This window comes from Sphingomonas sp. 1F27F7B (genome assembly GCF_005503355.1).
GTDB lineage: Bacteria > Pseudomonadota > Alphaproteobacteria > Sphingomonadales > Sphingomonadaceae > Sphingomonas.
Map to the genome: position 1 here is coordinate 55,954 of NZ_SCMK01000022.1, position 21,690 is coordinate 77,643.

General features: G+C 67.8%; 26 protein-coding genes and 1 tRNA gene. 10 read left to right on the forward strand and 17 right to left on the reverse strand.

The window, feature by feature from the left end; translation table 11 throughout:
* Nucleotides 1–73: 73 nt before the first annotated feature.
* Nucleotides 74–1,204: a phospholipase D-like domain-containing protein gene (locus tag FFS08_RS18155; RefSeq protein ID WP_137863668.1), complete on the forward strand. Its 1,131-nt coding sequence runs from the start codon at nucleotides 74–76 to the stop codon at nucleotides 1,202–1,204.
* A gap of 105 nt (nucleotides 1,205–1,309) precedes the next feature.
* Here FFS08_RS18155 and FFS08_RS18160 read toward each other — a convergent pair.
* From FFS08_RS18160 to FFS08_RS18180, 5 genes are all read right to left on the reverse strand, one after another.
* Nucleotides 1,310–1,386 (reverse strand) — tRNA-Arg (locus FFS08_RS18160).
* A gap of 390 nt (nucleotides 1,387–1,776) precedes the next feature.
* The gene (locus tag FFS08_RS18165; RefSeq protein ID WP_137863667.1) at nucleotides 1,777–2,847 is read right to left on the reverse strand and encodes a sensor histidine kinase; all 1,071 of its coding nucleotides are present in this window, start codon (nucleotides 2,845–2,847) and stop codon (nucleotides 1,777–1,779) included.
* Between the two features lie 141 nt (nucleotides 2,848–2,988).
* A complete protein-coding gene (nth, locus tag FFS08_RS18170) occupies nucleotides 2,989–3,654 on the reverse strand; it encodes an endonuclease III (protein WP_137863666.1) in 666 nt (221 codons plus the stop codon).
* The gene (gene dapB, locus FFS08_RS18175; RefSeq protein WP_137863665.1) at nucleotides 3,651–4,379 is read right to left on the reverse strand and encodes a 4-hydroxy-tetrahydrodipicolinate reductase; all 729 of its coding nucleotides are present in this window, start codon (nucleotides 4,377–4,379) and stop codon (nucleotides 3,651–3,653) included. The genes nth and dapB overlap by 4 nt, the downstream gene beginning before the upstream one ends.
* Nucleotides 4,380–4,419: 40 nt before the next feature.
* Nucleotides 4,420–4,767 (reverse strand): hypothetical protein, encoded by a 348-nt coding sequence (locus FFS08_RS18180; protein WP_137863664.1) that lies wholly within the window; start codon nucleotides 4,765–4,767, stop codon nucleotides 4,420–4,422.
* Between the two features lie 155 nt (nucleotides 4,768–4,922).
* Between FFS08_RS18180 and FFS08_RS18185 the strand changes: the two genes are divergently transcribed.
* Nucleotides 4,923–5,639 carry an NAD-dependent deacylase gene (locus FFS08_RS18185; RefSeq protein WP_137863663.1) on the forward strand — a complete coding sequence of 239 codons (717 nt, stop codon included), beginning with the start codon at nucleotides 4,923–4,925 and terminating at the stop codon, nucleotides 5,637–5,639.
* A 179-nt stretch (nucleotides 5,640–5,818) separates the two neighbouring features.
* Nucleotides 5,819–6,136, forward strand: a complete 318-nt coding sequence (locus FFS08_RS18190; RefSeq protein ID WP_137863662.1) for an antibiotic biosynthesis monooxygenase family protein — start codon at nucleotides 5,819–5,821, stop codon at nucleotides 6,134–6,136.
* A gap of 6 nt (nucleotides 6,137–6,142) precedes the next feature.
* Here FFS08_RS18190 and FFS08_RS18195 read toward each other — a convergent pair whose 3' ends face one another.
* From FFS08_RS18195 to lepB, 4 genes are read right to left on the reverse strand one after another with little or no spacing between them, the layout of a single operon-like run.
* Nucleotides 6,143–7,102 carry a nitrilase-related carbon-nitrogen hydrolase gene (locus FFS08_RS18195; protein ID WP_249341169.1) on the reverse strand — a complete coding sequence of 320 codons (960 nt, stop codon included), beginning with the start codon at nucleotides 7,100–7,102 and terminating at the stop codon, nucleotides 6,143–6,145.
* Nucleotides 7,099–8,007 (reverse strand): GTPase Era, encoded by a 909-nt coding sequence (gene era, locus FFS08_RS18200; protein WP_137863661.1) that lies wholly within the window; start codon nucleotides 8,005–8,007, stop codon nucleotides 7,099–7,101. Before era ends, FFS08_RS18195 begins: the two co-directional genes overlap by 4 nt.
* A 39-nt stretch (nucleotides 8,008–8,046) precedes the next feature.
* Nucleotides 8,047–8,718, reverse strand: coding sequence for a ribonuclease III (rnc, locus tag FFS08_RS18205; RefSeq protein WP_249341168.1), 672 nt, complete (start codon nucleotides 8,716–8,718; stop codon nucleotides 8,047–8,049).
* A complete protein-coding gene (gene lepB / locus FFS08_RS18210; RefSeq protein ID WP_137863659.1) occupies nucleotides 8,715–9,620 on the reverse strand; it encodes a signal peptidase I in 906 nt (301 codons plus the stop codon). Before lepB ends, rnc begins: the two co-directional genes overlap by 4 nt.
* A gap of 105 nt (nucleotides 9,621–9,725) precedes the next feature.
* On the opposite strand from lepB, the gene pgi reads away from it, so the two are divergent.
* Nucleotides 9,726–11,219, forward strand: a complete 1,494-nt coding sequence (pgi, locus tag FFS08_RS18215) for a glucose-6-phosphate isomerase (protein WP_249341167.1) — start codon at nucleotides 9,726–9,728, stop codon at nucleotides 11,217–11,219.
* On the forward strand, nucleotides 11,216–11,521 hold the full coding sequence (locus tag FFS08_RS18220; protein WP_137863657.1) for an alkylphosphonate utilization protein: 306 nt from the start codon (nucleotides 11,216–11,218) through the stop codon (nucleotides 11,519–11,521). The genes pgi and FFS08_RS18220 overlap by 4 nt, the downstream gene beginning before the upstream one ends.
* An 85-nt stretch (nucleotides 11,522–11,606) precedes the next feature.
* On the opposite strand, the gene FFS08_RS18225 is transcribed toward FFS08_RS18220, so the two are convergent.
* From FFS08_RS18225 to FFS08_RS18260, 8 genes are all read right to left on the reverse strand, one after another.
* On the reverse strand, nucleotides 11,607–12,371 hold the full coding sequence (locus FFS08_RS18225) for a sigma-70 family RNA polymerase sigma factor (RefSeq protein WP_249341166.1): 765 nt from the start codon (nucleotides 12,369–12,371) through the stop codon (nucleotides 11,607–11,609).
* Nucleotides 12,368–14,449, reverse strand: coding sequence for a flagellar biosynthesis protein FlhA (flhA, locus tag FFS08_RS18230; RefSeq protein ID WP_283214635.1), 2,082 nt, complete (start codon nucleotides 14,447–14,449; stop codon nucleotides 12,368–12,370). The genes FFS08_RS18225 and flhA overlap by 4 nt, the downstream gene beginning before the upstream one ends.
* Before the next feature lie 6 nt (nucleotides 14,450–14,455).
* Entirely contained in the window at nucleotides 14,456–15,352 is an 897-nt protein-coding gene (locus FFS08_RS18235) for a lytic transglycosylase domain-containing protein (protein ID WP_137863656.1), read from the reverse strand.
* A 181-nt stretch (nucleotides 15,353–15,533) separates the two neighbouring features.
* Nucleotides 15,534–15,845, reverse strand: a complete 312-nt coding sequence (locus FFS08_RS18240; protein ID WP_137863655.1) for a flagellar protein FlgN — start codon at nucleotides 15,843–15,845, stop codon at nucleotides 15,534–15,536.
* The gene (locus FFS08_RS18245) at nucleotides 15,832–16,125 is read right to left on the reverse strand and encodes a flagellar biosynthesis anti-sigma factor FlgM (protein WP_137863654.1); all 294 of its coding nucleotides are present in this window, start codon (nucleotides 16,123–16,125) and stop codon (nucleotides 15,832–15,834) included. The genes FFS08_RS18240 and FFS08_RS18245 overlap by 14 nt, the downstream gene beginning before the upstream one ends.
* A 68-nt stretch (nucleotides 16,126–16,193) precedes the next feature.
* Nucleotides 16,194–16,724 carry a flagella basal body P-ring formation protein FlgA gene (locus FFS08_RS18250; protein ID WP_137863653.1) on the reverse strand — a complete coding sequence of 177 codons (531 nt, stop codon included), beginning with the start codon at nucleotides 16,722–16,724 and terminating at the stop codon, nucleotides 16,194–16,196.
* On the reverse strand, nucleotides 16,721–17,221 hold the full coding sequence (locus tag FFS08_RS18255) for a flagellar motor protein MotB (protein WP_249341165.1): 501 nt from the start codon (nucleotides 17,219–17,221) through the stop codon (nucleotides 16,721–16,723). Before FFS08_RS18255 ends, FFS08_RS18250 begins: the two co-directional genes overlap by 4 nt.
* On the reverse strand, nucleotides 17,218–17,880 hold the full coding sequence (locus tag FFS08_RS18260) for a motility protein A (protein WP_137863652.1): 663 nt from the start codon (nucleotides 17,878–17,880) through the stop codon (nucleotides 17,218–17,220). Before FFS08_RS18260 ends, FFS08_RS18255 begins: the two co-directional genes overlap by 4 nt.
* Nucleotides 17,881–18,096: 216 nt before the next feature.
* Between FFS08_RS18260 and flgB the strand changes: the two genes are divergently transcribed.
* Genes flgB through flgF form a run of 5 tightly spaced genes read left to right on the forward strand, consistent with a single transcriptional unit; the run spans nucleotide 18,097 to nucleotide 21,677 of the window.
* Nucleotides 18,097–18,450 carry a flagellar basal body rod protein FlgB gene (gene flgB / locus FFS08_RS18265; RefSeq protein WP_137863651.1) on the forward strand — a complete coding sequence of 118 codons (354 nt, stop codon included), beginning with the start codon at nucleotides 18,097–18,099 and terminating at the stop codon, nucleotides 18,448–18,450.
* Nucleotides 18,451–18,452: 2 nt separating this feature from the next.
* Entirely contained in the window at nucleotides 18,453–18,863 is a 411-nt protein-coding gene (gene flgC / locus FFS08_RS18270) for a flagellar basal body rod protein FlgC (protein WP_137863650.1), read from the forward strand.
* A 2-nt stretch (nucleotides 18,864–18,865) separates the two neighbouring features.
* Complete coding sequence (locus FFS08_RS18275) at nucleotides 18,866–19,573, forward strand: flagellar hook assembly protein FlgD (protein WP_331483372.1); 708 nt, start codon at nucleotides 18,866–18,868, stop codon at nucleotides 19,571–19,573.
* 26 nt (nucleotides 19,574–19,599) lie between these two features.
* Nucleotides 19,600–20,907, forward strand: coding sequence for a flagellar hook protein FlgE (locus tag FFS08_RS18280; protein ID WP_137863648.1), 1,308 nt, complete (start codon nucleotides 19,600–19,602; stop codon nucleotides 20,905–20,907).
* A gap of 26 nt (nucleotides 20,908–20,933) precedes the next feature.
* A complete protein-coding gene (gene flgF / locus FFS08_RS18285) occupies nucleotides 20,934–21,677 on the forward strand; it encodes a flagellar basal-body rod protein FlgF (RefSeq protein WP_137863647.1) in 744 nt (247 codons plus the stop codon).
* Nucleotides 21,678–21,690 lie beyond the last annotated feature (13 nt).

Genomic DNA, 21,690 nt, shown 5'->3' on the forward strand with positions numbered 1-21,690 from the left:
GAGAATGCCTGACTCAGGATGAGGTGTCAATAGCGTTCGCTTTTTGTTCTGATATTTTCTGAGGCCTTCGTCAATGCTTATTCCTCAGTTCTATGGACGTCCTTTCGTCGACACGCTGGCGCGCGAGTTCGCTGCGGCGGACAGGAGTTACATCGCCACGGCTTGGGTGCGGGCATCCGGCGTCGGGCTTCTATGGAACAGCTTGACCGGAATGCTTGGGCGCGGCGGGCGGCTTAGGATCGTGGCCGGCATCGATCGCGAGAACACGTCTCGTGAGGGATTGGCGATGCTCCTGGAACTGGAAGGAGATGTGCGAGTCTACGTCCGACACAACGAAGCCACTCCGATCTTTCACCCAAAGCTTTATGGGTTTCGATCAGGGGTCGAGTGCCGCGTTCTCGTGGGCTCAAACAACATGACCGGAGCAGGCCTTTCCCAGAATGAAGAGGTCGCCGCGTTGCTCGTCGAAGAAGTCGGCGGGCAGCTCGAACGTTCACTGAAGGCCTACATGCGGCAGCTTCGCGACCCCGCAGACGGACTCGCAAGACGGCTGGATGAACATCTCCTCGATCAACTCGCAAGAGCGGGGTATGTCGAATCGGAGGCCCGGCTCAGAGGCAAAGCAGGCAACTCAGGCCCTTCCCTCCCGCCGGCGAACAGACTTTTCGGGTCGCGCCAACCAGTCCGCCGCCGTATCCCGGCAGGGGTTCCCCTACCGAGCGGGATTGAGCCGCGCCCAGAGACACCGGTAGCCGATTGGAACCGCGTATTCGTCAAGCTCCGGCTGGCTCGTGGAACTCAAGGCCAACTTCCACTTGCCGTGGCGCGGGAGGTCAGGCGCCGGTTAGGCGAGGATGATCTAGACGGTCCGTTCACCGTTATCGATCGCCATACTCGGGCGGAGCGTCAGATTAGCCCCACCTACCCGAGGCGGCGCCCGGAAGCCGCAAACACCTACAAAATCGAAGCTATGCCAGCGCAGGGGCATGCCATCCTAAAACTCGAGCTAGTGGGTAGGCGGATATTGGCAGAGTTCTTCGACAGCGCGCAAACGGATGGCCAAGCCGTATATGAGTTTCTGATCGATGGACTGCGGTCAGAGCCGCCAAGCACTGTGGACCCGAATGGTGCCGCCGCACGACGTGCGGCTGGGGAGAGCCTAGAGGATGCGACCGAGGGCGTTACCCTGTACCGCTTCGATTGAACTCGGAGCCCGCCAACCGCCGCGACTAACCCACTTGCACATCTGCCATTTTGGTCAGACACCGGAGTGCGGCTTTGGCGTAACGTGGCGGCTAACGGCGGTACTTGGCGCACCCGACAGGATTCGAACCTGTGACCTTCGGCTTCGGAGGCCGACACTCTATCCAGCTGAGCTACGGGTGCAATCACTGTAGCGCCTAGCCCGACCGACCTTCAGAGGTCAACGGATTCGGCGACATTCAACTCACTTCTCAGATCGATCGTCTAGCTGCCGCGCATGCGCCCGCCAACGTATCCATCTTCCGCCAATTTTAACCCGCTGCCTGCTTACGCGGTGCTTACGCGACAAAATCGGCCATCTCCAAGGGGCTTTATGTTTCCTCTAACCCCTTGCTTTCTCTTCCCTTCCTTCGAAATTCCGCCCCACGCTCCCCTTGACATCAGCCTTCGGAGGGCAGCGCTCTATCCAGCTGAGCTACGGGTGCATGACGGCAAACCGCCGGGAGCACGGCCTCTACAGCAGGATGGCGTGGTCCTCAATCCCGAAAGCGCGACCGGGCATTGGCCGGAATCCTAGCGCAGACGGATGCCGGGCTCGACGGTCGCGCCGCTCAGCGGCATCAGCATGTCCACTCGGAAGCCGGTCTCGTCCCGGCCGGCCTTCACCGACGCATCGGTGCCGAACAGCGTCTCCAGGCGGCGGCTCACGATGGAGAGGCCGCGCCCCGTGCCCGCAGGAACGGCGCCGGCGCCGGTCCCCGTGTCTTCCACCGTCAGCCGCAGGCGGCCGGATTCGCGCGCCGCGCGCACCGTCACCGACGCGGCGCCGCGCGACGGGTGCACGGCATATTTCAGCGCATTCTCGACCAGGGGCTGGAGGATCAGCCGCGGCACGGCTGCTTCCGTCAGGTCGTCCGGACAGTCGATCCGCACGTCCGGCGTCCGGGCGAAACGCACCGATTCGATGGCCAGATAGGCCTCGATGAGCTCGATTTCCTCCGCGAGCGGAACCAGGGCGGCATCCGCCCCTTCCAGGCAGGCGCGCATATAGAGCGACAGGCGCTCCAGCAGCATCTCCGCCTCGGCATTCCGTCCGGCGAGCACCAGCGACGACAGGCCGTTGAAGGTGTTGAACAGCATGTGCGGATTGAGCTCGTTGCGCAGTGCCTCGAGCTGCGCCGCGCGCGCGGCCTCGCGCGCCTCCGCCGCGTTGCTGGCGTTCCGCGTCGCCTGGTCCATCGCGGCGATCAACTCGAAGATCAGCGCCTGAATGGCGAACAGCCAGATGTAGATGGTGGCGTTGAGCGCCAGGGCCCGCATGTATTCGCCAGTCGGCTTGCGGCCGAACGCCATCCGCATCAGCTCGTAGGACCATTGATCGGCCGCGGCCTGCGCGACGACGATGGCGAGCAGCAGGGGAGCCAGCCTGACCCAGCGGGCAGTCAGCGAGCGGGCCTGCAGCTGCCTGATCCCCGCCAGCAGGATCAGCGAAAGGGGAACGCCGCTGATCGGCACGCATGCCACATAGGCCAGGTACCAGAGCTCCGGCAGGTGGTTGCTGTTGATCCCGCCCAGCGACGCGAACGCCGCCATCGTAGCGAGCCAGAGGCCGAGCGTTATCAGGACGACTTGCCTACGATCCACGCATTCCCCCCAACCCGGATCCAGTCAGGCACGATCGAGTGCCAGAAAAATGCCCGTCCTGAAAGGATCCGAATCCGCAGTATCTGCCCGTGAAGGGCATCGCGCCGTGTCGGGCAGGGTCCCGGCGCACTCGGTGGGGAGTCAACGCGCCTCCGCTGCCTTGATCCCTTTCGGCGCCGGCGTCTTGGGCGCATAGGGGCAAAGATCCGCCACCACGCAGCGCCAGCATTCGGGCGTGCGCGCCTTGCAGGTGTAGCGGCCATGCAGGATCAGCCAGTGATGCGCGTGCAGCCGAAAGGGCTGCGGCACCACTTTCTCCAGCTTCTTCTCCACTGCGAGCGGCGTCTTGCCCGGCGCGAGCTTCGTGCGGTTGCCGACGCGGAAGATGTGCGTGTCCACGGCGAAGGTCTCCGCGCCGAACGCGACGTTCATCACTACGTTCGCGGTCTTGCGCCCCACTCCCGGCAGTTGCTCGAGCGCGTCGCGGTCGGCGGGAACCGTGCCGCCATGGTCGCGGATCAGCGCTTCGGAGAGTGCAATGACGTTCTTCGCCTTGGTGTTGAACAGCCCGATCGTCTTGATGTGCTGCTTCAGCCCTTCCTCGCCGAGCGCGATCATCTTCTGCGGCGTATCGACGGTGCGGAACAGCGCACGCGTCGCCTTGTTCACGCCGACATCGGTCGCCTGGGCGGAAAGCACCACCGCCACCAGCAACGTATAGTCGTTGACCGATTCCAGCTCGGTCTCGGGATGGGGATTGTCTGCGGCGAGGCGCGAGAAGAATTCGAAGACCGCCTCGCGCTTCACCCGCCCAGCACCTGGTCCATGGTGTAGCGGCCGGCCGGCCGGCCCGCGAGCCACAGCGCCGCGCGCACCGCGCCGCGGGCGAAGATCGCGCGATCGTCGGCGCGGTGGATCAATTCGATCCGCTCGCCCTGCGTCGCAAAGACGACGCTGTGATCGCCCACCACCGAGCCGCCGCGCAGGCTGGCCAGGCCGATCGTCCCCGCCGAACGCGGCCCGACCGTGCCGGCGCGATCCGTCACTTCGGCCTCGGCCAGCGTGGTGCCCATGCCGGCCGCCGCGGCATTGCCCAGCATCAGCGCGGTGCCCGAGGGCGCGTCGGCCTTGTGGCGATGGTGCATCTCGACGATCTCGATGTCCCAATCGGGGCCGAGCTGCGCCGCCGCTTCGCGCACCAGCCGCTGGAGCAGGCCGATGCCGAGCGAGGTGTTGCCGGTCTGCAGCACCGCGATCCGCTGCGCGGCCTCGTCGATCAGCGCATGGTGCTGGGGCGAGAGGCCGGTGGTGCCGATCACGATCGGCTTGCCCGCTGCGCGCGCGGCGGCGAGATGCGCCTCGAGGGCCTGGGGAGCGGAGAAGTCGATCAGCACGTCGGCGACGGCGGCGATGCCGGCGGGATCGTCCCCGGCGTCCGCGCCGCCGGCGAGCTTCGCGTTCATCTCCGGCGCCGCTGCCGCGATCGCCTGCCCCATCCGGCCGAGGCTGCCATAGATGCCGATGCTGGTCATATGCGCTCCTCTGGCACAGCCGGGGGCCCGCGCGACAGGGTTATTTCGCGTCGCCTTCCTGCTTCTTCGGCTTCCGGCCGAGCGGGATGGTCGCGGTGGCCATCAGCCCGACGCCCCTGGCGCCCGGCAATTCGCGCTGCGCCGCCGCCACCGTGCCGCCGCCGCCGGGCAGGCGGAAATGGGGGCGAAGCGGCTTCTCCGCCCAGCGCGCTTCGTCAAGCGTGGGGAGGCGCATGCCATTGGGGTTGCCGCAGACCGTGATCGTGTCGCCGCCGGGCCGGCAGGGCCGCTTCGGCACCATCGCGGCATCGCCGGCATCGTCGGGGCTCGGAAAGATCGGCGCGCGATCCTGTGCGGCGAGGGCGACGAGAAGGAAGGCGACGAGCATGGGAGGAGTGAGCGCCCGATTTGCGGCAGGGGGATGGCGGAGCGGTCAACGAAGCGGGCAGGCCGTCCGCTCGCCGGCCGAAGCGGAAGCCGGCGACGGGGTTCCGATACCGGGATGTCCTCGCGCGGCGGTCAACGCCGCGCTAGACGATGCGCATGCGCGACATCCACAACATCGTCATCCTCACCGGCGCCGGGCTGTCGGCGGAGAGCGGCATCGCCACCTTTCGCGGGCCGGGCGGGCTGTGGGAGGGGCACCGGGTCGAGGATGTCTGCACGCCCCGGGCGCTCGCCCATGATCCGGAACTGGTCCATCGTTTCTACGACGCGCGGCGGGCCAGGCTGGCAGAGGTGGTGCCCAATCCGGCGCATCGCGCGCTCGCCCGGCTCGATGCGGAATGGCGGGGCGGGTTGCTGATCGTCACCCAGAATGTCGACGACCTGCACGAGCGCGCCGGGGCGAAGCGCCTGCTGCACATGCATGGCGAGCTCAAATCTGCCCTGTGCGCGGCGTGCGGCGACAGCACGGAATGGGAAGGGGCGCTGCCGCCCGAGACGGAATGCCCCGATTGCGGCACGCCGGCCCTCAGGCCCGACATCGTGTTCTTCGGCGAAATGCCCTATCACATGGAAGCGATCGAGCGGGCGCTGTCGGAGGCCGATCTGTTCGTCTCGATCGGCACGTCCGGCGCCGTCTATCCGGCGGCGGGCTTCGTCCAGACGGCGCGCCATTACGGCGCGAGGACGCTTGAGCTCAACCTCGATCCGAGCGCCGGCAGCACCTGGTTCGCCGAGACCAGGCTGGGGCCGGCGGGAACACTGGTGCCGGCCTGGGTGGAGGAGATGCTGGGCCGGGCGCCCGGGATCTGCTAGGCCCGTCGCGTCGAAAAGGACCTGAGCGGCATCGGTAAGCCCGCTCCCTCGCACGCGAGGCTCCGTGTCGCTCCCCGGACGAACCCGCGACAAGCAACCGGCGCGTACCGCCGGGGCTTGGCGCGTGCGATATGCCCGAACCGATCCCCGATGGTCGCGCCCCGAAGCGGAGCGAGTCCATGCCGATCATCACTGCCAATCCCGATATCGTCACCCAGATCAACGTCTTCACTGTTCCCGAGGGCGGGCAGGAAGCGATGATCGCTCATCTGCGGGAAGCCGCGCGGGCTGCGCGCGAAGTCGAGGGCTGGCTCTCCGCCAGCCTGCACTGCAGCCTCGATGGCAGGCGCGTGGTCAATTATGCGCAGAGTGCCGACCTTGGCGTCGCGCGCCGCGTGTTCGAGCATCTGAACGCAAGGGGATTGATCGACGGCAACCGGCGCCATGGCGAGGCGCATCCCGGGCTCTACCGGACTGTCTTCACGCTGGAGAAATAGCCGGTCTCAGGCTGCCTTCTCGACGATGCCGGTTCGCACGCGGCGATCCACGCTCAGCTCGAACACGTCGTGCCGCGCCTGGACGCCGTCCACATCCATCGTGGCGAGGCCGCGGCCGACTTCGTCGAGATCGATCTCCGCCATCAATATCTCGGGCGCCGCGCCGGCCTGGGCGATCGCCACGCCGTCCGGCGCCAGGATCGCGCTGTGGCCGTGCTGGACCTGGCCCTCGGGCAGCCGGTCGAGCAGCTTGCGCGCCGAGCCGTCGCCGCCGGCCTTCTCATAGCCGGCGATCAGCTCCTGCCTGTGCTGCACCGTTCCCGCCGCTAGCACGAAGGCACGCCCTTCATAGGCATAGTGCGCCGAGGCGAGCATCGCGATGTCGGTGAGCGACGGCCAGGCGGCGACGTGCACCGCCTCGCCTTCGTGATGCATCGCCGCGCGGGCAAGCGGCATCCAATGCTCGGTCGAGGCGAGCTGGCCGATCCTGCCCCAGGCCGCTTCGTGCACGCCGAGCGTCGATCCGTCGCCCTGGCCCAGCATCAGCTTCTCGGCGGGAGAGAGGATCAGCTTGCGGTGGCGGAGCACCGGTGCCTTGGGCCGGAACAGGAACTGCGTCGCATAAAGGCTCTGGCGCACGCGCTCATATCCGCCGACCGAGACTGCGACATCGGCGATGTCCACTGTCCATTGCAGCGGCTGGAAGCGCGGATCCTCGCCGCGGATCGCCTGGTCGAGCAGCAGCGCGTGCAGCTCGCGCGTGCCCGGATGGTCCCATAGCCGCGCCGGGGCGACATGGTCGAGCCAGGCCGGATAGCCGCCGAGAAAGCCCTCGCCGAACGCGACGACGCGCGCGCCCCTCTCGATTGCCTCACGCGCCTTGGCGATGGCCTTGTCCAGCCCCGCGCCCATGGCGAACGGAACCGGCGAATCCTGTACGATGGCAACCTTGAGCTTGTGCGTCACTCGACCCAGTCCAACCCTATCTCACGGTAAAGCGAACGGTCTTCCTGCCATTCGGGCCTTACTTTGACGTGAAGATAGAGATGGACCTTTACGCCCATGAGACGAGACAGCTCGGCGCGGGCACGGGCGCCGATTTCCTTGATGCGGGCACCGCCCTTGCCAAGCACGATCGCGCGCTGCGTCTCGCGTTCGACCAGGATCTGCTGGTGGATCTCGACCGATCCGTCCTCGCGCTCCTTGTACTGCTCGGTCTCGATCGCGCTCGAATAGGGCAGTTCCTGGTGGAGCTGGAGATAGAGCTGCTCGCGCGTCACTTCGGCGGCGAGCATGCGGTCGGTGGCGTCGCTCACCTGGTCCTCGGGGAAGTGCCACGGCCCTTCGGGCATCGCGCCGGCGAGCGCGGCCTTGAGCTCGGCCACGCCGTCGCCGGTCTGGGCCGAGACGAACCAGGTCTCGTCGAACGGGAGCAGCTCGTTGAGCTTCGCCGCATGGCCGAGCAGCCGCGGCTTGTCGGCCAGGTCGACCTTGTTGAGGATCAGGATCTTGCGTTCCGACCGGCTCCTCAGGCTCTCGATCACGGTCTGCACCTTGGGGCCGATCCCGCCCTTGCCGTCGACCACCAGGGCGATCAGGTCCGCGCCCTCGGCGCCTTCCCAGGCGGCGGCGACCATGGCGCGGTCGAGCCGGCGCTCGGGGTTGAAGATGCCCGGCGTGTCGACCAGGATCAGCTGCGCATCGCCGTCGATCGCGATGCCCATCACCCGGGTGCGTGTGGTCTGCGCCTTGGGGCTGACGATGGCGACCTTCTGGCCGACCAGCGCGTTGACCAGCGTGGACTTGCCCGCATTGGGGGCGCCGACGATCGCAATCAGGCCGCAGCGCCGGGTTTCGGTGGTATCGGTCATATCATTTCCAATTCGCGCTCCCGCAAGCGGGGGCGGGGATCAAGCCTTGAGCTTCGCGAGCAATGCCGCCGCGGCCGCGGTCTCGGCATCCTGCTTGCTGGTGCCCAGCGCCTCGGCCTCGGCGAAGCTGCCGATCGACACCTTCACGGTGAAGCGCGGCGCGTGGTTGGGCCCCGAGCGATCGGTCACTTCATATTCGGGCGGACGGCGGTTGTTCGCGGCGGCCCATTCCTGCAGCGCCGACTTGGGGTGCCGGGGAGCGCTGGCATGCGCGTCGATGTGCTTCGCCCAGGCCTTGCGGACGAAATCGCGCGCCGGCGCAAAGCCGAACTCGAGATAGAGCGCGCCGATCAGCGCCTCCATCGCGTCGCCCAGCACGTTGTCGCTGTCCGCCGCGCCGTCGCCGCGCGCCTGCTTGCCGAGGCGGAGCAACGGCGGCACGCCGACTTCGCGCGCCACATTGGCGCACATCGGCCCGGTCACCAGTGCGTTTAGGCGGCGGGAAAGCGCGCCCTCGGGCTCGCCGGCGAAGCGTTCGTACAGCCATTCGGCGATGGCGAGGCCGAGCACCCTGTCGCCCAGGAACTCCAGCCGCTCGTAATTCTCGGCCGCCTGGCTGCCATGCGTCAGCGCACGCTGATACGGGGCCAGGTCGGAAGGGCGCTGGCCGAAGGTCCTGACGATCCACTCCCCCAGATCGGGAGCGCTCAAAAGCCTTCCCCGATCCGGCTCCAGCGCGCCGCGGTGAACCAGGTCCAGGGCAGGAACCAGTTGGCGCTGCCGTCGGTCGACCAGAAATTGACCACTGCCTTGCCCTCGAGATTCTCGAGCGGGACATAGGAGATGCCGTAATGCGCGGCTTCTTCCGGCGTGGCGCCCGGGGGCGGCGCGTCGAAGCGGCTGTCGGTCGAGTTGTCGCGATTGTCGCCCATCAGGAACACATGGCCCTGGGGCACGTGATAGACCGGAGTATTGTCCTGCTGGAGCATGGCCTGGTCGAGGACGCCATAGGTCTTGCCGCCCGGCAGCGTCTCGCGGAACTGCGGCACGCTGCAGACCAGCACACCCTTGTCGTCGGTCTTGACGAAATCGGTCTTGCAGCCGTGATAGTCGTTCTCGGGCCCCGCGACCGGATAGTTGGGCGAGATCGGGACGGTGAAATTGGCGATCTGCTGCTTCGGGATCTTCTGGCCGTTCAGGATGAGCTGCCCGTTGACCATCTGCACGCTGTCGCCCGGCAGGCCGATGACGCGCTTGATCCAGTCCTCGCCATTATGGCCCGGGGCCTTGAACACGACGACGTCGCCGCGATTGGGCGTGCCGCCGAAGATGCGGCCCGGGATCAGCGGCACGCTCCAGGGCAGCGAGTGCCGGGAATAGCCGTAATTCCATTTGGTGATGAACAGATAGTCGCCGATCAGCAGCCGCGGCAGCATCGATTCGGACGGGATCGAGAAGGGCGAGAAGATGAAGCTTCGCACCACGAAGACGATCAGCGCCAGCTTGACGAGGAAGACGCCAAGGTCCTTCCACTCGTTCTTGGGCTTCTCCTCCGTGGCTGTGGCCGCGGCGGCGGGCTTCTCGTTCAGGGAATCGGCGGACGTGTTTTCCATGGATACCTGCTCTGCTTGGGGCGGGCGGTGAGGTCAAGCCGATGAATGGAGTGGCGGCGGCGATCCCGGGACGATAGGGGCTCGATTGCCGCAAAGGAGATGAACATGGCATTGCCCGACTGGTCCGCCGTCAAGTCGCTCGAAGTCCCGACGCTCGCCGAGCTCTTCGCCCACGATTCGCGCCGGGTCGCCACCTTCTCCGCCGATGTCGCCGGTATCCGCTTCGACTGGTCGAAGACGCACCTCACTGCCGATCTCGTCGCCGCCTTCACCCGGATCGCGGCAGAGATGGGCCTGGTCGCCAAGCGCGATGCGCTGTTCGCCGGCGAGAAGGTCAACGTCACCGAAGGCCGCGCCGTCGAGCATACCGCCGAGCGCGGCGAGGGCTCGCCCGAGAGCGTCGCCCGCGCCCAGGCCTATCACGCCCGCATGCGCGCGCTGATCGACGCGATCGAGGCCGAGGCCTTCGGTCCCATCCGCTCGATCCTCCACATCGGCATCGGCGGCTCGGCCCTGGGCCCGGACGTGCTCGTCGACGCGCTCGGCCGCGACGCGGACCGCTATGAAGTCGCGGTCGTCTCGAATGTCGACGGCGTCGCGCTGGAGACGGCGCTCGACCGCTTCGATCCGCAGACCACGCTGATCGCCATCGCTTCCAAGACCTTCACCACCACCGAGACGATGCTCAATGCCGAGAGCGCGATCTCCTGGCTGATGCAGGGCGGCGTCGCCGATCCCTATGGCAGGCTCGTCGCGCTCACCGCGGCGCCCGAAAGGGCGATTGCGTTCGGCATCGACGAGACCCGCGTGCTGCCCTTCGCCGAATCGGTCGGCGGGCGCTATTCGCTGTGGTCGTCGATCGGCTTCCCCGCCGCGCTGGCGCTGGGCTGGGACGCGTTCGAGGAACTGCTCGAAGGCGCCGCCGAGATGGACCGGCATTTCCGCCTCGCCCCGTTCGAGGCGAACGCGCCGGTGCTGGCTGCCTTTGCCGACCTCTATTACACGCAGGTCCGCGGTTGCGAGACGCGCGCCACCTTTGCCTATGACGAGCGGCTCCGCCTGCTGCCGAGCTACCTCCAGCAGCTCGAGATGGAATCGAACGGCAAGCGCGTCACTGCGGAGGGGCAGCCGGTTTCCTGGCCGACCGCGCCGATCACCTGGGGCGGCGTCGGCACCGATGCCCAGCATGCGGTGTTCCAGCTGCTCCACCAGGGCACGCGCCTGGTGCCGCTGGAGTTCATCGGCGCGATCGAGCCGGGCGACGGGCTTGCCGAGGAGCATCACCGCCAGCTGCTGCTCAACATGTTCGCCCAGGGCGCGGCGCTGATGGCCGGCCGCGCGAACGACGATCCGGCGCGGGCCTATCCGGGCGACCGGCCCTCGGCCACGCTGCTGCTCGACCGGATCGATCCGCGCACATTGGGCGCCGTCCTGGCCTTCTACGAGCAGCGCACCTTCGTGAACGCCGTGCTGCTCGGTATCAACGCGTTTGACCAGTTCGGTGTCGAGCTCGGCAAGGAAATGGCGAAGGCCGCGGATGCCGGCGGCCAGGACTTCGACGCGTCTACCAACGACCTGATCGCACGGGCGTTCGGATGAGCGGCGGCGAGGACTATGTCTATGACGAGGCGAGCGGGGAATGGATCCCCGCCGCCGAGGCCGGCGCGAAGGCCGACGCGGCGGATGCGGTCGAGGTGCGCGATTCGGTTGGCAACCTGCTTCAGGACGGCGACCAGGTGACGTTGATCAAGGACCTGACCGTGAAGGGTGCGGGGCAGACGCTCAAACGCGGCACGCTGATCAAGTCGATCCGCCTCACCGGCGACAGCCAGGAGATCGACTGCAAGTTCGACGGCATCAAGGGCCTGGTCCTGCGCGCCGAGTTCGTGCGGAAGCGCTAGGTTGAGAACTCATATTCCTTCAATCGTCATACCCGCGCAGGCGGGGATGACGAAGGAAAATCAGATACTTGTTTGGGTTCCCAACCTAGCCGAGCCGGCGGGCCAGCCCTCTTTTCAGCCTCGCATGCGCCGATGCCTTGATCTGGCAGATGCGCGCGGCACCCACCCCCAGCACCTGGCCGATCTCCTCGAGGTTCAGTTCCTCGACATAATAGAGCTGGATCACCTGCTGCTCGCGCTCCGGAAGCTCGGCGATCGCGGCGATCAGCGCTTCGCGCTGGTCGCTCTCCGCCAGCCGGTCGAAGGCGCTGGGCTCGTCGGACATGAACCAGGGGCTTTCGTCCGAATAGGCGTCGTCGATCGAATCGAAGCGCACCGCCTCGGCATTGGCATAGTCGGTGCGCAGCTTTTCCGGCGTCACGCCCAGCCGGGCGGCGACCTGCTCGTCGTCGGGCGCGCGGCCCAGTTCGTTGGTCAGCACCGATATCGCTTCCTGATAGGCCTTGCGCCGGCGCATCGCGCCGCGCGTGGTGGTCGCCTGGCGGCGCAGCTCGTCGATCATCGCCCCGCGCAGCCGCGTGGCGAGATATTGCTCGAAGGTCACCTGTCCCCGGTCCTCGAACCCGGCCGCCGCTTCGATCAGCGCGACCAGCCCGACCTGGATCAGGTCCTCCACTTCGACGAGCGAGCTCATCGAGCCATGGATGTGCCACGCTATCCGGCGCACCAGCGGCAGGTGCCGGCGCACCAGCGCCTCGGGGTCGCGCCGCGGCGGCGTGGGCGTGTAGGTCAGGGGCGAGAGGGCCAGCGAAGCCATGGCGTCGAGTTTCCCCGGAGTGAAGGCGTTCATGCGGGCAGCGCCTCCGGCGCACCGATCACGGCGACGACTTCGACGGCCTTGTCCTCGGGCACTTCGAAGAAGCTCATCACCGGCGTGTCGGGAAGGACCGTCCTGACCAGCTTGCGGATCGCGACGCGGATCGAAGGCTGGACGACGAGTGCGAAGGGCTTGGCCTCGGCGATCAGCGGCTGGGCGGCGCGCTGCAAGGCCTCGGCGATGCGGCGGCCGAGATCGGGCTCGATCGTGTGGCGCTTGGACGGATCCGAACGGACCGCCTGGCCGAGCAGCGCCTCGAGCTGGCCTTCGAGCGTCATCACCCGCAGCGGCTCGCGCACGCCGCACAGGCGCTGGATGATCAGCGGGCCGAGCTCCGGGCGGATCAGCTCCATCAGCTCGTCGGCGTCGAGGGTCCGCTGGGCGGCCACGGCAATGGCGGCGGCGATGCGACGGAATTCCTTGAGCGGGATGCTCTCGGCGAGCAGGCCGCGCAGCACCTGGGTGAGGGTGGTGAGCGGCACCGGCGCCGGGCAGAGCGCGGCGACCAGCTGCGCCGAGCGTTCCTTGAGCCCGTCGAGCAGCGCCTGGACTTCGTCCGGGCCGAGCAGGTCCGACGCGTTCTGGATCAGGCATTGATTGAGATGGGTGGCGACGACGGTGCCCGGATCGACGACCAGATAGCCGAGGCCGGTGGCGGCATCGGAATCGCCCTGGGCGATCCACATCGCATCCAGGCCGAAGGTCGGATCCTTGACCGGCTTGCCGTCGAGGCGGCCCGAGGCCTGGCCGGTGTCGATCGCCAGCACTTCGTCAGGCGAGACATTGTCCTCGGCCACGACCACGCCGCCGATGACGATGCGATAGGTGAAGGGCGCCAGGTTGATGTCGTCGCGCACCCGCACCTGGGGCACGACGAAGCCGAGTTCCTTGGAGAGCTGGCGGCGCACCCCGGTGATGCGGCCCATCAGCGGCCCGCCGCGGCGCTCGTCGACCAGCGGCACCAGGCCATAGCCGATGTCGAGCATCACCTGCATGTTGTCGGTGACTTCGTCCCAGCCGATCTTGGAGAGATCCGCCGGCTCGGCCGGCGGCGCGGCGACCGGCTTCGGGCGGTTGGCCGCCTTGCGCAGGCGCCAGGCCGCAAAGCCGGCGGCGGCGGCGGCGGGCAGCATCAGGAAATGCGGCATGCCGGGGAGCAGGCCGAGCAGGCCGAGGATGACGGCGACCGGCATCCAGGTCTTGTGGCTGGCGAACTGGGTGCCGATCTGGCCGGCCAGATCGTCGCTCGACTTGACGCGGGTGACGATGGCCGCAGCGGCGATCGAAAGCAGCAGCGCCGGCACCTGCGCGACCAGCGCGTCGCCGATCGCGAGCAGGACATAGGTGGAGGCCGCTTCGCCCACTGCCATCTGGTGGCTGGCCACGCCGAGGATCAGGCCGCCGATCACGTTGATCGCGAGGATCAGCAGGCCGGCGATGGCATCGCCCTTCACGAATTTGGAGGAGCCGTCCATCGCGCCGTAGAAATCGGCTTCGGTCGACACTTCCTCGCGGCGCTTCCTGGCGTCGTCCGGCGTGATCAGGCCGGCGTTGAGATCGGCGTCGATCGCCATCTGCTTGCCGGGCAGCGCATCGAGCGTGAAGCGCGCGCTGACTTCCGAGACGCGGCCGGCACCCTTGGTGACCACGATCATGTTGATGATCACGATGACGGCGAACACGACCAGGCCGACGACATAGTCGCCGCCGATCATGAAGGTGCCGAACGCCTCGATCACATGGCCGGCGGCGCTCTCCCCCTCATGGCCGTGCACCAGCACGACGCGCGTCGAGGCGACGTTGAGGCCCAGGCGGAACAGGGTCGCGAACAGCAGCACGGTGGGGAAGGCGGAGAAGTCGAGCGGCTTCTGCGCGTTCAGCGCCACCATCAGCACCGCGAGGCTGATCATGATGTTGAGGATGAAGAAGGCGTCGAGCAGGAAGGCCGGGATCGGCACCACCATCAGCGCGACGAGCAGCAGGATCGCGCCGGGCAGCGCGAAGCTCTTCAGGGCAGGGGCGGCGCCTGCGGGAAGCGAGATTGCGGACACGGAGAGTTACGCTCCCAGATTCGCGAGCATGAGATAGGCGAGGCGGGCATTTTCCGGCGTCGGCCGGAGCGGATCGATGCGGCGGCCGAGCGGATCGCCCGGCGCGCCCTGCGAGACGTTGAGCTGCGCCAGCGTGTTCTGCACCCAGTGGCGATCCCGATCGACCGCGCCGTTGCCGAGCACGACTTCATTGTCGCCCGCGCTCCAGGCGCGCGCGGCAGCGTCGAAGCCGGCGTCGAACCCGGCGTCGAGCCCGTCCGCGGCGATGCCGGCAGCGCCGCCCGCGGCCGCGCCCTGATCGAGCTTGCCGGCGAAGCGGGCATAGATCTCCGAGAGCGTGCGCGGCTGGCCGTTCGACGCGTAGAAGACGCTGCGATTGGTGCGCGCGGCGGCGGGGAACAGCGAGGCGCCGGCGCGGCCGGGGCTGTCGGCCATCGCGCTCAGGAACTTGTCGGCGCCGCCCAGGCCGAGGAAATGCGCCATGTAGAGATCGGTGCCGGTGGCCGGGCGGCCGAGCGAATCCTCGAGCGCCGCCTTGTTGTCCGCGGCATGCTCGGCCGCCATGATCGCGGCGGTCTGCGGATCGCGGCGGAGATTGAGGATCGCGCTGCGCGCCGCCGGATCGCTGACGACATAGCGGCCGTTGCCGGTCTGCCGGATCGAATCCGCCGCCCAGGAAAGGCCATGCTCGGCGCCATGCTGCTTCACCACGCCGAGCCAGCTCTGCTCGATGAACTGATAGAGGCCGGTGGCCGAGGAGGTGCCGGCGCGCGCATCGGCGCGCAGGCCGCTTTCCACCTGGGCCTGGCCGAGCAGATAGTTGAAGTCGATGCCGGTCTTACGGCTCGCCGCGGCGATCGCCGTCTGGACGCTGGCCCTGGTGCTGACCGAAGTAACGCTCATCGAGTCCCGATCCGGATTGCCCTTATTCGGGGCTATCGCAGCAAGGACCGTGCCAGTTCTGGTTAACGAGGATTAGTCAGGCGCCTCTTTTGGGGAGCCGCACCGGCCCGCTCCCCCACCCGGCCTCCCACATAATACCGCCGTTGGGAGGCCGGGTGGGGGAGCGGGCCGGTGCCGCGCCTTAAGCCAGCGCGTACCCGGCGGCCTTGTAGGCGGGGGCCTGCTGGCCGGAAAGGATTTGCAGGCGGCGGCGAACATTTGCCGCCATCAGGTTCACATAGATGCGGCAGGTCTCGTTGAGCTTGTGCGCCTCGGCGGCGAGCTCGCGAACCTCGGGGCCGGGGGCCTCGCCGTCATGGAGCGCGACCGTGTCGATCGCGATCAGCTTCGCGCGGGTGGCCGCCTCCAGCGCCGCGACGTCGTTAGCCTTCAGCGCCGCGATCTCGGCGTGGAGGCATTCGATCACCTGGATGAGCGCGTCACGACGGTTCACGGGACTTCCAATCGAGCTTGAAGGCGAGCAGCCGGTCGGCGATCGTCGAGGGAGAAATCGGGAATTTATTGTCCTCGATCGCCTTGCGGATGCGCGAGACCCGGTCGAGATCGACCGGCGGCTTCAGCGCCTGCTCCGCGGCGATCTCGGCGGCAGCGCTCCGCACCGCCGGGGCCTCGCCCGGGACCGGACGGACCGCGGCAATCTTGCCGGCCGGCTCGACGGGCACGGAGCGACGGTCGGTGACCGCGCCTGCCTTCGTGCCGATTGAGTCCACCATTGCCTGCGATCCTCGCTGTGCCTGCAGCCCTTCAAACGGCCGCGACGGGCGAAGCTTTACGGAAAAATTCAGCCGCCCTCGGCAAAGCCCGGCAGGCGGGCGCGGCCGGGCTCGATCGCGATCGCCTGGATCGGCGGCTGCTTGTCGTCGACCTTGATGCCGATCCGGCCGCCCGGAGGCGCGTCGTTCATCGCGATGCCCTGGCGCGAGATCGAGAAGCCCTCGGCCCCCGCCTCGACCGTGACGGCGTCGCCCCGCTTGATCACCGGCTCGACCTTCACCGGCGCGGCGGGGCGGACGACGACATTGGCAGGCATCGGCGCCTCCACGGCGGCCTTGGGCCTGGGTACCGCGGCGACGGGCACGAAAATCTTCCAGGCCGGCGCCATGCAGCGCACCACGACGGCGTCGTGATTCTCGCCGCGCCATTCGAGCTGGGGCGCGACGCAGGGGGCGAGCTTCAGCCGCCGGTCGATCGGCGCGATCGCCCCGCCCTGCTCGCCGACATTCTTGCCGGTGAACTGCGTGACGACTGTGTCGAGCGCGGCGACGGACTGGAAGTCCTGCGCGGCGAGGCTGAGCGCGAGAGCGAGGATCATTGCCGGTCTCCTTCGTAACCGAGAGCGAGGACGGCGCGGCGCTGGCCGCGGCCGGTGGAAAGCAGGATGCGCGCCGGATCGACGGCGCGCTGGCGCACGAGCAGGGCAGCGACCGCGCGGGCGCGGTCGGCGGCGAGGATCGGGCCGCTGCCGGTGGCGGGATCGACGTCCGCCGCCGATCCGTCGACTTCTCCCGTGATGCGCAGGCGCGTGCGCGGGTCGCGCGCCGCTCCGCGCGCCCATTCGAGCGCCGAGCCGGTGTCCGCCAGCACCGCCGATCCGGGCGCGAAGCCAGTGGCGGTGGCGATGTCGACCGGCATGGGGGCAGGTGCCGCCTCGCTGACTCCGAAGCCGGCGCGGATGCCGGCGGCGAGCTTCGCGGGATCGACCCGCGTCGCCTGGAGGAAGACGAAGAAGCCGACGAGCAGCAGCGAGAGATCGGCCAGCGTCATCAGCCAGGGTGCGCGCGCGGCTTCGTCCTCGTCGAACGCAGTCACGCCGCGATCTCCTTGATCCGGCCGGCGCCGGGCTCGATCCCGGCCAGCGCGGCAAGCGCCGGCTGGAGGCGGAGGCGCTCCTGCGCCTCGTGCCGGGCGCGGCGCTTCAGGCGTGCGGCGACCGGCAGCAGCGCGAGATTGGCGAGCAGCGCGCCATAGAGTGTGGCGAGCAGCGCGACGGCCATCGCACCGCCGATCGCCTGCGGATCCTTCATCGCGGCGAACATGCCGACCAGGCCAAGCAGCGTGCCGACCATGCCCATGGCCGGCGCCAGCTCGGCCGCGCCCGACCAGACTTCCCATGCGCCGCGCTGGCGCTCGAAGCGCGCGCAGCGGCGCTGCTCGAGCAGCGTCCCGACATCGCCCGGGCCCGCGCCGTCGACGATCGCGGCGACCGCGGCGGCAATGTCCGGATCCTCGATCTTCGAGCGGTCGAGCGCGATCACGCCGTGGCGCCGCGCGATCCGGCCGAGCGCCGAGACCTGGGCCAGCAAAGGCTCCACGTCGAAGCGGCGGCGCGGCAGCACGCCGAGCGCCGCGACGCCGCGGGCAAGATCGCCCGACGCACTGCGCAGCACGGTGCCCGCCAGCGTCCCCCCGCCGACGATGACGAGCGCAAGCGGATCGAGGAAGGTCCCGAAGGCGGGCAGTACGTTCATGTCCATGCCCGTGTGGGTGCAAGAGGCGGGCCAATTGCCACTGCGCGGGAGGGCGGCAACGCGGCGACGGGCAGGCGGCAACCGGCTGCCGACAGACCGGCAAAAACCTGCCGCCCCTTGCCGCCCTACAGGGGAAAGCGGGTTTTTTCGCCCCCTCGGGCAAATTGGCACGCCGGTTGCAGGAGCCCCGACGAACTTTTGTGCGGGAGACGTGCAATGCCCAATGACAACCTCTTCGGCGTACATGGCACCGCGCTTGCCGTGCGCTCGCAGCGCATGGGCATGCTGGCGTCGAACATCGCGAACGCCTCGACCCCGGGCTACAAGGCCCGCGACGTGGATTTCCGCGCGGCACTGAACAGCGCCGCCACGCCCGGCGGCTCGATCGACACCGCGATCGACGCCAACACGCTCTACCGCGTGCCGCTCCAGCCCTCGGCCGACGGCAACACCGTCGAGCTGACCACCGAGCAGACCGCCTTCGCGGAGAATGCCGTCGCGTATCAGACGACGCTGTCGTTCCTCAACGGCCGCATCAACCAGATCACGCGCGCGCTGAAGGGAGAATGAGCATGGGCGACCAACCGCTTTCGATCTTCCAGGTCTCCGGCCGCGCGATGAGCGCGCAGCTGGTGCGGATGAACACCACGGCGTCGAACCTGGCCAATGTCGGCACGGTCGCGTCGAGCGCCGACGCCGCCTATCGCACGATCAAGCCGGTGTTCCGCACCGCCTTCGACCAGGCGAGCGGCATGTCGACCGTCGATGTCGAGCAGGTCGTCACCGCGGGCTCCGATCCCACCAAGCGCTACGATCCCGGCAACCCGATGGCCGACAAGGACGGCAATGTCTGGGAAGCCGCCGTGGACGAGACCCGGGAGCTGGTCGACATGATGGAGACCGCCCGGAACTACCAGAACAACGTCGAAGTGATGCAGACTGCCAAGCAGCTCATCGTCGACACCCTCAAGCTGGGCCGCTGATCATGAGTGACTTCGATTCCACCCTCGCCGGACTGGGCGTCTCCCGGTACAACAAGAAGAGCACGACGAGCGGCACCACGCTCGACACCAAGGACACGTCGCGGCTCGGCAAGACCGACATGGGCGTGTCCGACTTCCTCGCGCTGATGACCGCGCAGCTGAAGAACCAGGACCCGTTCGCGCCGGTCGACAACAGCCAGATGGTCGCCCAGATGGCGCAGTTCTCGTCGCTCTCCGGCATCACCGAGATGAGCACGACGCTGAAGTCGATCGCCGGCAAGTTGGGCGCCACCACGCTCAACGACGCCATCGGCTATGTCGGCAAGAACGTGCTGGTCCAGGGCTCGACCGCCTATCCGCGCACCTCCGGCGGCCTCGCCGGCGCCGTCGCGCTGGACAAGGACGCGACCAACGTCACCGTCACCATCAAGGACAAGGACGGCAACACGCTCAAGACGATCGAGATGGGCAAGGAGACCAAGGGCGCGGTCGCCTGGGACTGGGACGGCAAGACCGATGCGGGCGAGACCGCCGGCAACGGCCCGTTCAACGTCAGCGTCACCGCCACCGACGGCACCGGCAACGTCAAGGCCTATCCGCTGGTCTGGGCGCCGGTCACCGCCGTCTCGATGGGATCCGACGGCAAGCCGGTCCTCACGCTTCCGGGCATCGGCAACGTGTCCACCGACGCCGTCTGGCAGGTCGGCTGAATCCATTTCCTACGGAGTAACGGAAAATGTCCTTCTTCACTTCGCTCTCCGGCCTGCAGGCAGCGCAGACCGACATGTCGACGATCTCGCACAATCTCGCGAACGTGCAGACCAACGGCTTCAAGAAGAGCACCACCCAGTTCGCCGACGTCATCGCGTCGACCGCCAATATGAACCCGACCCAGATGGTCGGCTCGGGCGTGGTCGTGAAGGCAGTGCGCCAGCAGTTCGGCCAGGGCGGCTTCACGCAGTCGTCGTCGGCGCTCGACGTGGCGATCTCGGGCGACGGCTTCTTCATCGTCAAGGGCGACGAGAAGAGCGGCAATGGCGTTGCGTACACCCGCAACGGCAGCTTCCAGGTCGATGCCGATCGCTATGTGGTCGACGCGCAGGGCAACAAGCTGCAGGTCTATCCGGTGGACGGCTCGGGCGCGGTGGTCGCGACCGGCCTGTCCTCGACGGTGAGCCTGCGCCTGCCGCAGACCAGCGGCACCCCCCAGGCGACCGAGAACGTCAAGCTGGGCCTCAACCTCAATGCCGGCTCGGCGATCCCGTCGACCAATCCGAAGTTCGAGAGCGCCGGCTACAAGTTCGACCGCTTCGACCCGACCACCTACAACCAGTCGGTGCAGACCACCGTCTATGACGCGAACGGCAATGCGCTGACGCTGACCAACTATTTCGTCCGCGAGACCAAGCCGACCGACAGCGACGCGACCAGCACCTGGAAAGTCTATTCGTTCGTCGGCGACCAGCAGCTCAACGCGGGTGACGACGCCAACACGATCAAGCAGTTCGAACTGAAGTTCGACAGCACCGGCAAGCTCTCCGAGCCGACCACGCCGATCACCTTCATGGGCTTCCTGGCGCCGGGCGCCACGTCGGAGCAGGTGCTCAAGCTCGACCTGACTCAGGGCACCACCCAGGTCAGCTCGCCGTTCAGCCTCAACTCGACCAAGCAGGACGGCTCGCCCGTCGGCCAGATCGAAGGCGTGACCATCGCCGACGACGGCACCGTCACCGCGAGCTTCTCGAACGGCGACACCCAGGCGCTCGGCAAGGTCGTGCTGGCCAGCTTCACCAACAATGCGGGCCTGCGCCAGCTGGGCAATTCGACCTGGGCCGCCACCGGCTTCTCGGGCGATGCGCGCCTGGGCGAGCCGGGCACCAACGGGTTTGGCGGGCTGATGTCGGGCGCGATCGAGCGCTCGAACGTCGACATCACCGAGGAGCTGGTCAATCTGATCGCGGCACAGCGCAACTTCCAGGCGAATGCCAAGGCGCTCGATACCGCCAGCCAGATGTCCCAGACCATTTTCAACATCCGCAGCTGATCTGATCGGCTGAGGAGGAGCAAGGCATGGACCGGCTTGTCTACACCGCGATGTCGGGGCTCAGGAGCCAGATGCAGTCGCAGGCGACGATCGCGAACAACATCGCGAACGCCTCGACCATCGGCTTCCGCGCCGAGCGCGTCAGCTTCGACCGGCTGGTCCTTCAGGGTACGGGCCTGGACTCGCGCCAGCTCGCCGCGGAGGAAGTCAACGACTTCGACCGCTCGAAGGGCACGATGGTCCAGACCGGCAACCCGCTCGACGTCGCGGTGAACGGCGACGCCTGGATCGCGGTCCAGGCGACCGACGGCACCGAAGCCTATACGAGGCGCGGCGATCTCCGGATCGCGCCCTCGGGCGTGCTGGAAACCGGCGACGGTTTCCCGGTGATGGGGTCGGGGGGCCCCATCACCGTGCCGCCCGCCGACAAGGTCTCGATCTCCGAGGACGGCACGCTATCGATCGTGCCGCGCGGCGGCGACCCGACCCAGCCGCAGGACGTCGACAAGATCAAGCTGGTCAGCACCGGCGGCAGCCAGACCGCCAAGGGGCTCGACAATCTTCTCCATGTGAAGGGCGGCGGCGTGCTGCCCGACGACATGGACGCCAAGGTGACTTCCGGTTCGCTCGAGCAGTCGAACGTGAACCTGACACAGGCGCTGGTCGACATGATCGAGAACCAGCGCGCCTACGAAGTGCAGGCGGGCCTGCTCAAGGAAGCCAAGAACATGGACGAGAGCACCGCATCGCTGATGCGGATGCCGTCCTGATGAGGAGTTAGAA

Coding starts and splice junctions, on each gene's coding strand:
- FFS08_RS18275 (WP_331483372.1), top strand. CDS start 18,866: ATGAGTGACTTCGATTCCACCCTCGCCGGACTGGGCGTCTCCCGGTAC.
- flgB (WP_137863651.1), top strand. CDS start 18,097: ATGCCCAATGACAACCTCTTCGGCGTACATGGCACCGCGCTTGCCGTG.
- FFS08_RS18225 (WP_249341166.1), bottom strand. CDS start 12,371: ATGAACGCCTTCACTCCGGGGAAACTCGACGCCATGGCTTCGCTGGCC.
- FFS08_RS18185 (WP_137863663.1), top strand. CDS start 4,923: ATGCGCGACATCCACAACATCGTCATCCTCACCGGCGCCGGGCTGTCG.
- FFS08_RS18250 (WP_137863653.1), bottom strand. CDS start 16,724: ATGATCCTCGCTCTCGCGCTCAGCCTCGCCGCGCAGGACTTCCAGTCC.
- FFS08_RS18245 (WP_137863654.1), bottom strand. CDS start 16,125: ATGGTGGACTCAATCGGCACGAAGGCAGGCGCGGTCACCGACCGTCGC.
- flgC (WP_137863650.1), top strand. CDS start 18,453: ATGGGCGACCAACCGCTTTCGATCTTCCAGGTCTCCGGCCGCGCGATG.
- FFS08_RS18190 (WP_137863662.1), top strand. CDS start 5,819: ATGCCGATCATCACTGCCAATCCCGATATCGTCACCCAGATCAACGTC.
- FFS08_RS18280 (WP_137863648.1), top strand. CDS start 19,600: ATGTCCTTCTTCACTTCGCTCTCCGGCCTGCAGGCAGCGCAGACCGAC.
- pgi (WP_249341167.1), top strand. CDS start 9,726: ATGGCATTGCCCGACTGGTCCGCCGTCAAGTCGCTCGAAGTCCCGACG.
- dapB (WP_137863665.1), bottom strand. CDS start 4,379: ATGACCAGCATCGGCATCTATGGCAGCCTCGGCCGGATGGGGCAGGCG.
- FFS08_RS18260 (WP_137863652.1), bottom strand. CDS start 17,880: ATGAACGTACTGCCCGCCTTCGGGACCTTCCTCGATCCGCTTGCGCTC.
- flgF (WP_137863647.1), top strand. CDS start 20,934: ATGGACCGGCTTGTCTACACCGCGATGTCGGGGCTCAGGAGCCAGATG.
- lepB (WP_137863659.1), bottom strand. CDS start 9,620: ATGGAAAACACGTCCGCCGATTCCCTGAACGAGAAGCCCGCCGCCGCG.
- FFS08_RS18155 (WP_137863668.1), top strand. CDS start 74: ATGCTTATTCCTCAGTTCTATGGACGTCCTTTCGTCGACACGCTGGCG.
- era (WP_137863661.1), bottom strand. CDS start 8,007: ATGACCGATACCACCGAAACCCGGCGCTGCGGCCTGATTGCGATCGTC.
- FFS08_RS18180 (WP_137863664.1), bottom strand. CDS start 4,767: ATGCTCGTCGCCTTCCTTCTCGTCGCCCTCGCCGCACAGGATCGCGCG.
- FFS08_RS18220 (WP_137863657.1), top strand. CDS start 11,216: ATGAGCGGCGGCGAGGACTATGTCTATGACGAGGCGAGCGGGGAATGG.
- FFS08_RS18235 (WP_137863656.1), bottom strand. CDS start 15,352: ATGAGCGTTACTTCGGTCAGCACCAGGGCCAGCGTCCAGACGGCGATC.